Source organism: Streptomyces sp. GQ60 (genome assembly GCF_059758875.1).
The window spans coordinates 140,748-155,978 of record NZ_JCAXEG010000002.1; the positions used below are offsets into that span (position 1 = coordinate 140,748).

Here is a 15,231-nt window from a genome sequence, read left to right on the forward strand (position 1 = left end):
GCCGAATCCCTATCTGGCGGTCATTCAGTTGCCGAGAACTGCTACGCGGGGACTTCCAGAGCCATGTGATGTGTGCCATGTTACATCGCACACTGCATAGCCGTGTACACGACAGAGTTGAAATCCCCACCAACTCCCGTCGGCGTCACGGTGCGCATTCCTCGTTCGCCGCGTTGCCAGCGCGGCCGCAGACCGGCTCGGAGGCCCACCCCTCATGCGAAGTTCCCCCACCACGAAGGGCCGCGCCCGGCCCCTCATAGCCGCCCTGGCCTGCTGTCTGGGCCTGACGATGCTCGCCCCCGCCGGCCAGGCCTTCGCGCGCGAACCGAAGCCCGCCACACCCGCTCCGGCCTGGAAGTCCGGCGCCGCCCCGCAGCCCTCGACCCCGGACGCCGCGGCCGCCGCGCTCAGGGCCGAGCACGCCGCGCGCCCGGACGCGGACCTGTCCGAGCGCGTCCCGCTCCGGGCCTCCGCGGAGCCTGCGCACGCCGAACAGCCCTCCGCCAAGGCGACGTTGGCGGCCGGCTCCGCCGCGGCCGCCGAGGCCGTCGCCGCGGCCTGCAACGTCGCGGACTTCACGTCGAAGACCGGGGCGGCGCTGGTCCAGCAGATCAAGGCCTCCGAGATGGGCTGCGTGAACTCGCTGTTCCTGCTCAAGGGCAACGACGCGCACGCGGCGTTCCGCGAGGCGCAGATGGTCTCGGTCGCCGATGCCCTGCGCACCGCCACCGCCACGTACCCCGGTGACAACAGCACCTCGACCGGGCAGCTCGTACTCTTCCTGCGCGCCGGGTACTACGTGCAGTGGTACAACGAGTCCACCGTCGGCGCCTACGGCCCGGCCCTGAAGAGCTCCATCCGTGGCGCCCTGGACGGCTTCTTCGCCGCTCCGCGCGCGGCCGACGTGACCCAGGCCAACGGCTCGACCCTGTCCGAGACGGTCATCCTGATCGACAGCGCCCAGGAGAACGCGCGCTACCTCGGCGTGGTCAAGCGGCTGCTGACCGGCTACAACGCCTCGTACAACAGCTCGTCTTCGATGGTCGCGGCGGTGAACAACGCCTACACCGTCCTGTTCCGCGGCCACCAGACCGCCGAGTTCCTGCCGGCCGTCCAGGCCGACCCGAGCATCTTCACGGTGCTGCGCGACTTCGCCGTCACCCACGACGCCCTCCTGGGCACCGACAAGAGCTACCTCACGGCCAACGCCGGACGGGAACTGGGCCGCTTCCTCCAGCACTCGGCGCTCCAGGCGACCGTACGGCCGCTCGTCAAGCAGTTGCTGGACCGCACCGCGATCACCGGCCGGACCGCGTCGCTCTGGGTGCCGCTCGCCGAGATGACCTCCTCGTACGACGCGGCCAACTGCTCCGTGTACGGGACCTGTGACCTGCCGGCGCGGGTGCGTGCCGCCGTCCTGACGGTCAACCACACCTGCAGCCCGAGCCTGCGGATCGTCGCGCAGCAGATGACCGCCGCCGAGCTCGGCGCGAGCTGCACCAGCCTGAGCAACCAGGACGCCTTCTTCCACAACGTGGTCAAGGACGGCGGCCCGGTCGCCAACGACAAGAACACCGCCCTCGAGGTGGTGACGTTCGACTCCAGCGCCGACTACCAGACCTACGCCGGTGCCATCTTCGGGATCAACACCAACAACGGCGGCATGTACCTGGAGGGCGACCCCTCGGTCACCGGGAACCAGCCGCGCTTCATCGCCTACGAGGCGGAGTGGGCCCGGCCGGAGTTCCAGATCTGGAACCTCAACCACGAGTACACCCACTACCTCGACGGCCGCTTCGACATGTACGGCGACTTCGCCGCCGGGATGACCACCCCGACCGTGATGTGGGTCGAGGGCCTGGCCGAGTACGTCTCGTACGCGTACCGCAACGTCACCTATGATCGCGCCGTCACCGAGGCGGGCAAGAACACCTACAAGCTCAGCACGCTGTTCGACACCACCTACGACAACTCCGACTCGACCCGCGTCTACCAGTGGGGCTACCTCGCGGTCCGCTACCTGATCCAGTCGCACCCGCAGGACGTGGCCACGCTGCTCGGCCACTACCGCACCGGCAACTGGGCGGCCGCCCGCACGCTGCTCACCTCCACCATCGGCACCCGCTACGACGCGGACTTCGCGGCCTGGCTGGTCAAGTGCGCAGCCGGAGACTGCGGCGGCACCACCACCCCGCCGGTCAACCAGGCCCCGGTGGCCGGGTTCACCGCGGCCGTGAACGCCCTGGCGGTCAGCTTCGCCGACACCTCCACGGACGCGGACGGCACCATCGCCTCCCGCGCCTGGAACTTCGGTGACGGCACCAGCTCCACCTCCGCCAACCCGGCCAAGACCTACGCCGCGGCCGGCACCTACACCGTGACGCTCACCGTCACCGACAACAAGGGCGCCACCGCCAAGACCAGCAAGCCGGTCACGGTCGGTACCGCCGGGCCCGGCGAGTGCACCAGCCCCGACGTCCGGGTGCTGGGTGACAACTGCCGCCGCTCCAACGTCTCCGCCACGACGGGCAACTACGCCTACTTCTACCTGGACGTCCCGGCCGGCACCGGCTCCCTCAAGATCTCCGTCTCCGGCGGCACGGGCAACGCCGACCTCTACTACAGCCCCACGACCTGGGCCACCACCAGCAACTACACGGCCCGCTCGGCGCAGAGCGGCAACAGCGAGTCCCTGACCGTCAACAACCCGGCGGCCGGTCGCGTCTACCTCAGCCTGCACGCCGTCCAGGGCTTCGCCAACGTCACCGTCTCGACCCAGTTCGGGTCGGCCCAGGTGGAGTGCCCGGACGCCGACCTCCGGGTGCTGGGTGCGGACTGCAGCCGCTCCAACGTCTCCGCCACCGCCGGGAACTACCGCTACTTCTACGTGAAGGTCCCGGCCGGAACGGCCTCCCTCAAGATCTCCGTCGCCGGTGGCACCGGCAACGCCGACCTCTACTACAGCCCCACGACCTGGGCCACCACCGGCAACTACACCGCGCGCTCGGCCCAGAGCGGCAACACCGAAACCCTCACCATCAACAACCCCCCGGCCGGCTACCTCTACGTCAGCCTGCACGCGGCCCAGGACTTCGCCGGAGCCACCGTCTCCAGCCGCTTCTGAGCCCCACCCGGCACACCGGCCCCCGCCCCTCGTCGAAGGGGTGGGGGCCCGCGCCGTCCCGCCGGAAGGCGGCGCCGCCCGTCAGGAGCAGGCCCCGGCTTCCCGCACCGACCGTCGGCGGCGCCTCACACCCCTCCGGTCCAGAAGGGGCGGGCCCGCTGGGCCGCAGCGCGCACCGCGGCTCCCTCCAGTACCAGGACGCCGTCCAGCAGCCCGCGTTCCGGCCACGCGCACGACACGGTGAGCGGGCCCGGCGGCGGCAGCGGCCAGATCCACAAGGTCAGGCGTACGTCCTCGCCGCCCTCCGGGCCGCCCCAGGCGCCCTCGTACCCGCTGGCGACCATGACCGGCCCGCACCCGTCCCGCAGCCCGGTCGCCTCGTCCTGCGCCACGTCCCTGCCATCGCCGAACCGGAGACGGAAGCTCGGCCGGGCGGGCCCGGTGAAGCCGAGGGGTTCGGGCAGCGGCTGCCCGCCGGGCGGCGAGGACGAACCGCGCGCGTGGGCTTCCACGTCGATCTCGAGCCCGGTCGGGTAGGCCAGGACCTGCCGGGCGACCACCACGAGCCCGCCCGTCCGGCCGAGCACCACGGGTCCCGCGACGTGTCCACCGATCATCCGCGGCGGCGCCTGCCACTCGGGCGGCTCGCCGGCACTTCCCTTGCCCAGATCCTCAAGCACACCCGGAGCGTAGCCGGTCGGGCCTGCGCCGGTGCGGCCGAATCGGAAGGTGACCGCGGAGCCCGCCCCCGCCGCGGAAGTCTTCCAGGTCTGTTCACTCCCCCGTGACCTGCATCTTCCCGGCGGGAGGCGGTGCGGCCGGTCGAATGGTGGCAGCAGAGGTCTGGACCACATGAAGATGCGCCAATCCCGTGGCCGATTAGACGTGTTGGCCGCGCGGAAACAAATGGTCTATACCTCTGACGCTATGGTGGCCACCTGAAACAGGCGCATAAACAGCCGTGGGGGGCTTTATGACCTTTCATCATCTTCCGCAACCACCTTCCGACGACGAGCTCTACTGGTACTTCGGCCCGCAACGACGCTGGGTCCTCATCAGCACGAGCCTCGCCTTCGTCTTCACCGCGGCGACCATGTTCACCTTCGCGCTGCGCACGCCGGCCCTGTGGGCCTTCCTCGCCGTCCTGGGGCTCAACCTCGTCGCCCTCGTCCTCTCTTCGGTGAACAGCCTGCGCCAGCGCAGGCTGACCCGCCCCTCGCACGAGGTGCTCGTACGGGCGTGGCAGCCCGCCCGACTCCCCGGCGTGGACCTGTACTTGCCGACCTGCGGCGAGCCGCTCCCCGTCCTGGACAACGCCTACCGCGCCGTCGCGGCCGTCGACTGGCCCGGTGCGCTGACCACGTGGGTGCTGGACGACGCCGACCGGCCCGAAGTCGCCGCGCTGGCGGCCTCGTACGGGTACGAGTACGTCGTACGGCCGGACCGGGGGCACCTGAAGAAGGCCGGGAACCTCAATCACGCCCTGACCCTGAGCAACGCCGAGTTCATCGCCATCCTCGACGCCGACTTCGCGCCGCGGCCCGACTTCCTGCGCCATCTCGTGCCCTATCTGGCCGACCCGGCCGTCGGGATCGTGCAGAGCCCGCAGTGCTTCGACACCGACGGGACGATGGGCTGGATCCAGCGCGCCGCGGGCTCCGCACAGGAGTGGTTCTTCCGCTGGATCCAGCCGTCCCGGGACGCGAGCGACGCCGCCATCTGCTGCGGCAGCAACGCCGTCTACCGGCGCGCCGCCATCGACCTGGCCGGCGGGTTCGCCCGCCTCGACCACAGCGAGGACCTGTACACCGGGCTCGCCCTGCACGCGCGGGGGTTCCGCACGCTGTACGTGCCGGTGCTGGTCGCCAAGGGCACCTCCCCCGAGGAGGTCACCTCCTTCGTCAACCAGCAGTACCGGTGGGCGATGGGCAACCTCCACCTGCTCACCTCGCCCGTCCTGCGGGAGATGGGCGCGCCCTGGCGGATGCGGCTGTGCTTCTACGAGGGCGTGGTCGGGTACCTGGCCGCCGCCGTGAACACGTTCGCGGCGCCGCTGCCGCCCCTGGTGATGATGTTCTGGTACCCGGACGACATCCGGCCCTGGCACGTCCTGCCGCTGCTCGCCCCGCTGTGGCTCTGGCACGTGCTGCTCCCGCGGATCAGCAGGACCCGCTGGCGGGTGGAGGTGATCCGGGCGAACGTCCTGACGAGCGTCGCCGCGGCCACCGCCTTCCTGCACACGCTGCGCGGCCGCAGCGCCGACTGGGTGCCCACCGGCACCCGGGGCTCGGCCCGCTCCGGCGGGATGGCCCGCCGGGTGGTGGGCGTCTCACTGCTCTGGCTCGTCCTCTCCAACGGCGCGGCCGCGGCGGGTCTGGCGCTGACCGTCGCGCGCAACGGCTGGGAGCCCAACTGGGGTCTGCTCCTCTACTTCCTGGTGCAGTGCCAGATCAACGGCCCGCTGGTCCGCGACCTGATCGCCGAGCTGCGTCCCGCCCTGCCCGCCGCGCGCGGCGAAACCTCCGGGGACGCCTCCGCCGAGACCGGACCGGCTGCGGTCGCCGGCCGCCCTCGCCGTCTCGTACGGGCCTTCGCCGGACGCTCCCGCACCGGCGTGCTGCCGCGCCGCTGGCCCGAAACCCTCGCCGCCTCGGCGGTGCTCCTGCTCACCGGCCTGCTGGCATCCGGGTGGGTCAACCCCATGCTGCCCTGGCTGAGTTGAAAGGCTCCACCACCATGCACTCCCCCGTGCCCACCCCCGATCCGTCCTCGCTGACGCCCGACGCGCGGCGCGACCGCCCGCGCGCCGCGACCCCACCGCCCGGCCCTCCGGCTTCCCCGGCGCGCTCCGGCGGCGAGTCCGGGCCCAGCCCGCACCGTTCGGCGTTCCGGCCCGACATCGAGGGGCTGCGCGCCCTCGCCGTCGTCGCGGTCCTCGCCTTCCACGCCGGGATTCCGGGGGTCGCGGGCGGATTCGTCGGCGTGGACGTCTTCTTCGTCGTCTCCGGCTACCTCATCACCGGCCTGCTCGTCCGGGAGGCCATCACGACCGGCCGGATCGGGCTCCTGGACTTCTTCTCCCGGCGGGCCCGCCGGCTCCTGCCCTCCGCCGCGGTCGTCCTCGGCGCGGTGGCCCTGGCCGGGGCCTGGCTGACCGTACCGCTGCGCCGCGCCGACCTGGAGCACGACGTGGTCGCGGCGGCGCTCTCCGCCGCCAACTGGCGGTTCGTCGCGCAGCGGACCGACTACCTCGCCGCCGGGCACGAGCAGAGCCCGCTGCTGCACTTCTGGTCCCTCGCCGTCGAGGAGCAGTTCTACCTCGTCTGGGCCCCGCTGCTCGCCCTGATCGTGCTCGGCACGGTCCGGGCCGTACGCCGTGGCCGCGCCGTCCGCGCCGCCGTGGCCCTGGCCGCCGTACCGCTGGTCCTCGGGTCGTTCGCGCTGTCGCTGCGCTGGACTGACGCCTCCCCCTCGCTCGCGTACCTCGCCACGCCTTCGCGGGTCTGGCAGTTCGGCGTCGGCGCGCTGGTGGCGCTGTTGCCCTGGCACCTCCTGCGCGGCCCGCGCCCGCTGCGGCTGCTGTGCGGCTGGGCCGGGGGCGCGGCGATCGTCTGGAGCGTCTTCGCGTACGACGCGGCAACGCCCTACCCCGGCCACGCGGCCCTCGTGCCGACCCTGGGGGCGGCCGCCGTGATCCTCGCCGCGATCCCCGGCCGCGGCGAGCGCGACGCGCCGGGCGGCTACGGGATCGGCCGACTGCTCGCGGGGCGGGGTCCCCGGGCGGTGGGACGGCTCTCCTACAACCTCTACCTGTGGCACTGGCCGGTGCTCGTCCTCGCCGAGGCCCGCTTCGGAGCCCAGGACTGGCCGGTGAAGGCCGCGCTCACGCTGGCCGCCGCACTGCCCGCCTACGCCACCATGCGCTGGGTAGAGCAGCCGCTGCGCCGCAGCCGCACGGTCTCCGAACTCCCGCGCCGCGGGCTGTCGGTGGGCATCACGGCCGTGGTGCTGCCGGTGGTCCTCGCGCTCGTGGTGGGCACCACGACGCTGAACCTGCTGGGTCCGGCAACGCCGGTCCACCTGGGCGGGCTGCCCCCGGGCGCCGCCTCCGGGCCGCACCTGCTCGCCCGTACGGGATCGGCGCCGCCGGCGGCCGGCCCGATCGTGCCGGGTCCCGCGCAGGCGCGCAAGGACTTCCCGCCGGACGGGGATTGCGAAGTGGCACCGGCCGTGACGCGCAGCCCGGACTGCCTGTTCGGGGCGGTGGACAGCCCGGACCGGATCGTGCTGCTCGGCGATTCGCACGCCGGCCAGTGGTTCTCCGCGATGCTGGCCATGGCCTCGCAACGGGGCTGGGCCCTCCAGGAGTTGGTGAAGCAGGGCTGCCCCCTGCCGCAGCTGTCGGTGGACAGTCCCCAGCTCGGCCGCGCCTACCGGGAGTGCGACGCCTGGCGCGCCGACACCCTGGAACGGCTGCGGCAGCAGCCGAAGCCCCGGCTCATCGTGATCTCCTCGCTCAACCGCTACACCGCCGACTCCGGACTCCTCACCGAGGGCTGGCAGAAGACCCTCGACGCCCTGCGGGCGATCGGTGCGCCCGTCGTCTACATCGAGGACACCCCCGTACCGGGTTCGGACGTCCCCGCGTGCGTCTCCGGCAGCCCGGAGGAGCCCGCCGCCTGCGCGTTCAGCCGTACGAACGCCCGGCAGCCCGATCCGCTGGCCCGGCTGATCGCCGCCGGCGCCCTGCCCGGCGTGAGCGCCGTGAGCGTGAACCCGATCCTGTGCCCGGGCGACGGGCCGACCTGCCCGGCCGTCCTCGACCGCATCCTGCTCTACCGGGACGACGCCCACCTGACCAACGTGGCGGTCGTCGTCCTGACCGCCCGGCTCGAACGGCTGCTCACGGATTCCGGGGCGCTGCCCGTCGTGGCCGCTTCGGGGTCCGCATCCGGGAAGGCACGGCCAGGGGGGTGGACCGAGGTGTTCCGGGACGAATTCGACGGTCCGGCGGGCAGCCCGCCGTCGTCCGTCAACTGGCTCCACGACACCGGCACTTGCTACCCGGGATGCCCCGCGGCCCAGTGGGGCACGGGTGAGATCGAGACGATGACCGACTCGACCGACAACGTCCGCCTCGACGGCAAGGGCGCACTGGAGATCGTCCCCACCCGCACGGACGGCGTATGGAGCTCGGGCCGCATCGAGACCCGGCGCTCCGACTTCGCGCCGCCGCCCGGCGGGACCCTGCGGATCGAGGCCGCGATCGCCCTGCCCGGGGTGACCGGCGCCGGGGCGGCGGGCTACTGGCCGGCCTTCTGGACCCTCGGGGCTCCGCTGCGGGACGGGTACACGGGCTGGCCGGGCATCGGGGAGCTCGACATCATGGAGTCCGTGAACGGGCGGGACAGCGTGTTCGCGACCATGCACTGCGGGACTCTCGAAGGCGGCCCCTGCCGGGAACCGGCGGGCCTGAGCTCGGGCCCGCAGCCGTGCGCGGACTGCCGTACGGGGTTCCACACGTACGCCGCCGAGGTCGACCTCTCCCCCGGCGCCGAGGAAGTGCGGTGGTACCTGGACGGCCGCGTGCACCACCGGGTGGCCGCCTCCGGGATGGACCCGGACACCTGGAAGCGGGCGGTGGACCACGGCCTGTTCCTGATCCTCAACGTGGCCATCGGCGGAAGCCTCCCGCTCGCCGACGGCGCGGTCCCGAGCCCGGACACCGAACCGGGCCACCCCATGCGGGTCGACCACGTGGCCGTCTCCAGCCAGGCCGCCGGGGTGACGGGGTCACGGGGTCACGGGGTCACGGGCTGACGGGCTGACGGGCTGACGGGCTGACGGGCTGACGGGCTGACGGGCTGACGGGCTGACGGGAGCAATCTCCCTACCCGCCCGGGGGGCGTGGGACAGTGGAGGCATGTGTGGTCGATATGCCTCCTCCCGGGCCCCGGAAGATCTCGCGGGCCTCTTCGACGCCCGGCTCGGTCCCGGTCCGGCGCCGGGGCCCTCGTGGAACGTCGCGCCCACCGACGAGGTGTGGGCGGTCCTGGAGCGCGCCGACCGGGACACCGGGGAGCTCGGTCGGCAACTGCGTCCCGTGCGGTGGGGCCTCGTGCCGTCCTGGGCCAAGGACCCGGCCGTGGGGTCTCGGATGATCAACGCGCGGGTGGAGACCGTCCACGAGAAGCCGGCCTACCGGCGGGCCCTGGCCAAGCGCCGGTGCCTGCTGCCCGCGGACGGCTTCTACGAGTGGGTCGCCGTACCCGCGACCGGGACGGCCAAGGCCTACAAACAGCCCTACTTCATCCGGCCCGAGACCGGGTCCGTCATGGCCATGGCCGGACTGTACGAGTTCTGGCGCGACCCCGCCGTCGCCGACGGGGACGACCCGGACGCCTGGCTCACCACGGCCACGATCATCACCACCGAGGCCACCGACGCGGCGGGCCGCATCCATCCCCGGATGCCGCTCGCCCTCGACCCCGGCGACTACGAGGCCTGGCTCGACCCGTCCCACGAGGACACGACGGATCTCCGCGCCCTGCTCCACACCCCCGCCGACGGACGGCTCGCGGTGGCCCCGGTCTCCACCGCCGTCAACAGCGTCCGCAACAACGGCCCCCACCTCATCGACCCCACCGACTGACGACGGCGTACCGCGGCAACCCGGCACGCGGTCAACCCGGGAACCCGGCACGCGGGCAACCTCACATCCTCCGGGACATCCGTACGAGCGAGGGCGTCGATTTCAGGGTTTCCTGCGGTTTGGCGGGACGATCCGGCATTCGGTGCCCGCCGTGCCCCGGCCGCTGCGATGCTTCCGCCGGTATCACTGGGCCGCCGTCCTCCAACGGGCCCTGGAATACCGGCGAACGGGCGGCAGCGCCGGACGAAGCTGCGCTCCGGTGCGTCGTACGGGAGCGTCCGGCCGCGGCTTCCCGGGAGCATTCGCCTCCGACCGCCGCCGGGCGGAGACGAGAGGGGGGAGACTTCGATGTCTTCGACTGCTGTGTTACAAGGACCGCGCACCCGGTGGCGGCGCCGGCTGCTGGCGGTGGCCGCGTCCTCGGCGCTGGCCGCGGGCGGCCTGACGGTGCTGGCGCCCCCGGCGTCGGCGGAGGGGGTGTGCGCGGCCCCGGTCCTGGTGGGTTCCACCACCACGATCACCTGCTCGGCGGGGGGTTCCGGAAGCGTCACGGTGCCCGACGGAGTCTCCACGGGTGTGGTGACCCTGGACGGCGCCGGGGGCGGCAACGCCGCCGATGGCACGGTCGGCGGCAAGGGCGCGCACCTCGCCGCGACCGTCCCCGCCACGCCCGGGCAGACCTTCCACGTGACCGTCGGCCGGCGCGGTGCCAACGGCACGGCGAGCCCGCAGTTCGGTGTGCCCGGATCCGGCGGCGCCCTGGTCGCGGTGACCACCGCCGCCAACGCACCTCTTCTGACGGCCGGTTCGGGCGGCGGGGCGGGCGGAGCGGGCATCGGCTCCCCCGCCTACCCGGGAGCGGCGGGCGGTGACAGCGGCCGGGCGGGCGCCGACGGCAACGGCCTGGTTCCCGACGCGCAGGGCGGCACGGGCGGCGGCCCGGGCACCGACACGGCCGGCGGAGTCGCGGGGACCGGCGGGCCCGGCGCGGACAACGAGGGCCCGAACGGCTCCCCGGGCGCCTACCCGAACGGCTCCGGCGGCTCCGCCGCCCAGGGCGTGTTCAGCCCGACGGGCGCCGGAGGGCGAGGGGGAGCCGGGTACGGCGGCGGAGGCCGGGGCGGGGGCGGCGGCAGATACGGAGCCACCGGTGGTGGCGGAGGAGGAGGCGGCGGAGGGTCGAGCCTGGTCTCCGGAACGGTTCCCGGCTCGACCGTCGCCCTGACCGAGGGGGCCAACGCCGGTGACGGCCGGATCGTGTTCGCCTTCACCCTCCCGCCCGCGATCACGGCCGTCGGCCCGGCCGCCGGACCCGCGGGTGGCGGTACGGCAGTGACGGTCACCGGCACCAACCTGACGGGCGCCGTCCTCACCTTCGGTGCGGGCAACCCCGCCACCGGCGCCACCTGCACGGCGACCTCCTGCACCGCCACCGCTCCGGCCGGGACCGGCACCGTGGACGTACAGGCCACGACCCCCGGCGGCACCAGCGCCCCGTCCCCCGGCGGCCGGTACGCCTACGTCCCCGTCCCCGTGGTGACCTCGCTCAGCCCCGCCGCCGGCACGACGGAGGGCGGTACGGTCGTCACCGTCAACGGCACCGGCCTGGACGGCGCCACGGCGATCGCCTTCGGCGCCGGCAACGCGGCCACCGGCCTCTCCTGCACCCCCACGGCCTGCACCGCCACCGCGCCCGCCCACGCCGCGGGGCCCGTGGACGTCCGGGTCACCACGCCCGGCGGCACCAGCGCCGTGACCGGCACGGGCCGGTACACGTACCAGCTCCCGCCCGCCGACATCGACGTGGACCTGACCGCACAGCCCGGCTTCAGCCTGCTCGTCCCCTACCTCACCTACACCCTGACGGCCCGCAACACCGGTCCGGGTACGGTCACTTCGGCCACGCTCACCGCCACCCTGCCGCCGGGGGCGTCCGCCACCGCCCTGTCCCCGGGTTGCACGGCCGTCGGGTCCACCGTGGCCTGCGCCTACGGGGCCATCGCCAACGGCGCCACCGCCGGCAAGACGTTCCGGGTGCCGCTGGGCCTGCTCTCGCTGGGGCGCGTCACGGTCTCCGCCACCCGTACGGTGTCCGCGCCGGCGGACCCCAACCCGCTCAACGACAGCGCGACCGCGGGCTGCACGGTCGTCTCGGTCCTCCTGGCCACCTGCCCCTGACCCGTCGCGGCCTTTCGACACCGGGCCCCGACGGGACGGCGTGCGCCCACCCGATCGCCGCCGGCCCGCCTCGTGACGAGGCGGGCCGGCGGCGCGTCCGGCCGGGCTCAGGAGGGGTCGGCGGACTCCCCGCCGGTCAGCTCGTGCCCCGTGACGGCCCGGGCGTAGGAGCGCAGGGCGGTGATCACCTCGGCGCGCGTGCGCCGCCCGGCGAGGACCTCCATCTGGTAGCCGTCCTCCATGGCGACGAAGTTCGCGGCGAGCAGCCGGGGCGGGTCCTGGAGCAGGAAGTGCCCTTGGGCCTGGCCGAGCACCAAGATTCCGGAATACACGGCGATCTGGCGCTCCGTCAACGCACTGTCGAGGGCCGCCGCCCGGGCGTCGCGCAGGCAGCGCGGCCAGTACTCGAAGAGCAGCCGGGTCAGCGCGTCGTCGGGGCCGCCGGCGACGCCGTGGTCGATGCAGGCCCGCAGTTTGTCGCGGGCGTCGTCGAACCGGTCCGCGGCCTCCTCGCGCTCCTGGCTGTAGCGCTCGATGGCCTGCTGGTACGTGGCGTGGACGAGGGCGTCCAGATCGCCGTAGTAGAGCACCGCGGCGGGCGTGACCCCGGCCTGCTCCGCGACATCGCGCAGCCGCAGGCCCTCCAGTCCGCGCACCAGCACGGCGCGCTCCACCGCCTTGCCCAGCTCGGACCGGCGGTTCTCCTTGCCGGTCCCCTTCCTGGCTGCCACGCCATCTCCTCCAGGGGTTGATTATCTAAATCTAGGTTTAACAATATCGCGCACACTATTGACGGTCCAGGAAGCCCGGTCTTAAATCTGCGTTTAACGCAGTGTCTCACCCTCTGCGCACCACACCTGCGGCCCCCAGGAGGCATCATGACCAACCCGACCGACACCGGGGCCAGAACCGGGCCGGCGCCCGTCCCCGTCGGCAAAGGGCTGCGCGGCGGCTCCGTGGGCCTGCTCGCCTCCGTCACCCTCGGGCTGTCGTCCGTGGCGCCCGCCTACAGCATCGCCGTCACCCTCGGCTTCGTGACGCTGGCCGTCGGCGACCTGGCCCCGGCCGCCCTGCTGCTCGGCTTCCTGCCCGTCCTGCTCACCGCCTTCGCCTTCCGCGAGCTCAACCGGGAGATGCCCGACTGCGGGACCACCTTCGTGTGGACCACTCGCGCCTTCGGGCCGCGGACCGGCTGGCTGACCGGGGGCTGGGTGCCCCTGTGCGCCACGCTCATCGCGATGACGGCGCTCTCCCAGGTCGGTGCCGGCTACCTGCTGCACTTCCTCGGCCTGCACACCCTCGCCGACAGTTCCGCCGGCGTGACGGTCACCGCCGTCCTGCTGCTGGCCGCCGTCACCGCGATCGCCTACCGGGGCCTGCAGCTCGCGGCCTCCGTCCAGTACGTACTGCTGGGTCTGCAGCTCCTCGCCCTGCTCGGCTTCGGCGTGGCCGCCTTCGGCCGCACGGGCGCCGCGACCCCCTCCCTCTCCTGGCTGGACCCCTTCGCCTTCGCCGACCTCGGGTCCCTCACCGAGGCGGTCCTGCTGTGCCTGTTCATCTACTGGGGCTGGGACGCCCTGATCACGGCGAACGAGGAGACCCGCGACGGCGAGCGCGTCTCCGGCCAGGCCGCCGTCCTTTCGACGGTCATCCTGCTGGGCACCTACCTGTTCACCGCCTTCGCGGCGATCGGCTTCGCCGGCACCGGCCCCGACGGCGTCGGCCTGGGCAACCCCGACAACGCCGCGGACGTGCTGAGCACCCTCGCCCCGCCCGTACTGGGCACGGCCCTGGCCAAGGCCATGCAGCTGGCCGTCTGCGTCTCGGCCGTCTCAGCGCTGCTCACCTGCGTCGTCGGCAGCTCCCGCTCCACCCTGTCCATGTCCTCCCACGGAGCCCTGCCGCCCGCCCTGGCCCGCGTCCATCCGCGCCACCGCACCCCCTCCTCCGGAACCCTCCTCATCGGTACGGCGGCGGCCTGCCTGCTCGTCTTCTTCACGCTCGTCTCCGGCGACTTCCTCGGCGACGCCATCCTCTGCGTCGGTCTGCTCATCGCCTGCTACTACGGCACCACCGCCCTGGCCTGCGTCTGGTACTTCCGCAAGCGGCTCCGGGACTCCCCGCGCGACCTCCTGCTGCGCGGCGTCCTGCCCCTGCTGGGCGGCGCCCTGATGCTGGCGGCCTTCGTCCGCAGCGCCTACGACATGTACGACCCCGCATACGGCAGCACCTCCTTCCACGGAGTCGGCGGGGTCTTCCTCCTCGGCGCCGGGTCCATCGCCGCGGGCGCCCTGGCCCTGCTGATCGCCCGCGCCCGCTTCCGCCGCTTCTTCCGCGAAGGCCGCACGTCGGTCGCCGCGCTCACCATCACCGAGGACTGACCACGCCCATGCGCACTCTCGCCATCGCCGCCCTGCAGACCACGCCCGTGGCCCACGACCTGGAAGCGAGCCTCCAGCGCTTCAGCGACCAGGTCCGCGCCACGCGCGCGCTCTTCCCGCACGTCCAGCTCGTCATCGCCCCTGAACTGCTGCTCGCCGCCGAGGGCCCGCTGCTGCGCCCCGCGCCCGACGACTGGATGGAGCGGGCAGCCGTCACGATCCCCGGACCGCTCACCGACCGGATCTGCTCCCTCGCCCGGGAGACCGAGCTGTGGCTGGTCCCGGGGAGCCTCTACGAGCGCGCGGAGGACGGACACGTCTACAACACGGCCATCGCGGTGTCTCCCGAGGGGGAGATCGTCGCCCGCTACCGCAAGGTCTTCCCCTGGCAGCCGTACGAAAAGGCCCGGCCCGGCCACGAGTTCACGGTCTTCGACATCCCCGGCATCGGGCGGGCGGGCCTGGCCATCTGCTACGACGGCTCCTTCCCGGAGACGGTCCGCCAACTCGCCTGGCTGGGAGCGGAGATCGTCATACAGCCCACCCTGACGCCCACCCGGGACCGGGAGATGGAACTCGTCTGCGCCCGCGCCAACGCCTGGACCAACCAGGTGTACGTGGTCAACGTCAACGCCGCCGACCCGGCCGGCGTCGGCGGCAGCGCGATCGTCGACCCCGAGGGCACCGTCCGCCAGCAGGCCGGCCCCGGCGAGGAGGTGCTCGTCGACGTACTGGACCTCGACACCGTCACCCGGGTCCGCCGCTACGGCTCCACCGGGATCAACCGGCCCTGGGACCAGCTCGCCCGGTACGGGGAATCGATCGCCCTCCCGATGTACGGCGGCGCCGCCTTCCGCACACCGCAGTGGCTCCAGGACGGGACCGCGTAACGGCCA

9 protein-coding genes are annotated in these 15,231 nt (G+C 73.2%); 7 read left to right on the plus strand and 2 right to left on the minus strand.

Annotation, left to right across the window (positions count from 1 at the left end):
* The first annotated feature begins 214 nt into the window (after window positions 1-214).
* The gene (locus tag AC6CKD_RS05745) at window positions 215-3,124 is read left to right on the plus strand and encodes a collagenase (protein ID WP_498325605.1); all 2,910 of its coding nucleotides are present in this window, start codon (window positions 215-217) and stop codon (window positions 3,122-3,124) included.
* Window positions 3,125-3,249: 125 nt separating this feature from the next.
* Here AC6CKD_RS05745 and AC6CKD_RS05750 read toward each other — a convergent pair whose 3' ends face one another.
* The gene (locus AC6CKD_RS05750; RefSeq protein ID WP_498325607.1) at window positions 3,250-3,804 is read right to left on the minus strand and encodes a hypothetical protein; all 555 of its coding nucleotides are present in this window, start codon (window positions 3,802-3,804) and stop codon (window positions 3,250-3,252) included.
* A 293-nt stretch (window positions 3,805-4,097) separates the two neighbouring features.
* On the opposite strand from AC6CKD_RS05750, the gene AC6CKD_RS05755 reads away from it, so the two are divergent.
* The 4 genes from AC6CKD_RS05755 to AC6CKD_RS05770 all read left to right on the plus strand — a co-directional run bounded on the left by AC6CKD_RS05755 (window position 4,098) and on the right by AC6CKD_RS05770 (window position 11,954).
* Window positions 4,098-5,846: a glycosyltransferase family 2 protein gene (locus tag AC6CKD_RS05755; RefSeq protein WP_498325608.1), complete on the plus strand. Its 1,749-nt coding sequence runs from the start codon at window positions 4,098-4,100 to the stop codon at window positions 5,844-5,846.
* 14 nt (window positions 5,847-5,860) lie between these two features.
* Entirely contained in the window at window positions 5,861-8,944 is a 3,084-nt protein-coding gene (locus tag AC6CKD_RS05760) for an SGNH hydrolase domain-containing protein (RefSeq protein WP_498325610.1), read from the plus strand.
* 103 nt (window positions 8,945-9,047) lie between these two features.
* Window positions 9,048-9,776: an SOS response-associated peptidase gene (locus AC6CKD_RS05765; RefSeq protein ID WP_498325612.1), complete on the plus strand. Its 729-nt coding sequence runs from the start codon at window positions 9,048-9,050 to the stop codon at window positions 9,774-9,776.
* Window positions 9,777-10,124: 348 nt separating this feature from the next.
* Window positions 10,125-11,954, plus strand: a complete 1,830-nt coding sequence (locus tag AC6CKD_RS05770) for an IPT/TIG domain-containing protein (protein WP_498325613.1) — start codon at window positions 10,125-10,127, stop codon at window positions 11,952-11,954.
* Window positions 11,955-12,061: 107 nt separating this feature from the next.
* Here AC6CKD_RS05770 and AC6CKD_RS05775 read toward each other — a convergent pair whose 3' ends face one another.
* Window positions 12,062-12,685 carry a TetR/AcrR family transcriptional regulator gene (locus AC6CKD_RS05775; protein WP_498325615.1) on the minus strand — a complete coding sequence of 208 codons (624 nt, stop codon included), beginning with the start codon at window positions 12,683-12,685 and terminating at the stop codon, window positions 12,062-12,064.
* A 147-nt stretch (window positions 12,686-12,832) separates the two neighbouring features.
* Between AC6CKD_RS05775 and AC6CKD_RS05780 the strand changes: the two genes are divergently transcribed.
* Window positions 12,833-14,335: an APC family permease gene (locus tag AC6CKD_RS05780; protein ID WP_498325616.1), complete on the plus strand. Its 1,503-nt coding sequence runs from the start codon at window positions 12,833-12,835 to the stop codon at window positions 14,333-14,335.
* Between the two features lie 8 nt (window positions 14,336-14,343).
* Window positions 14,344-15,225: a carbon-nitrogen hydrolase family protein gene (locus tag AC6CKD_RS05785; RefSeq protein ID WP_498325617.1), complete on the plus strand. Its 882-nt coding sequence runs from the start codon at window positions 14,344-14,346 to the stop codon at window positions 15,223-15,225.
* The last annotated feature ends 6 nt before the right edge of the window (window positions 15,226-15,231 follow it).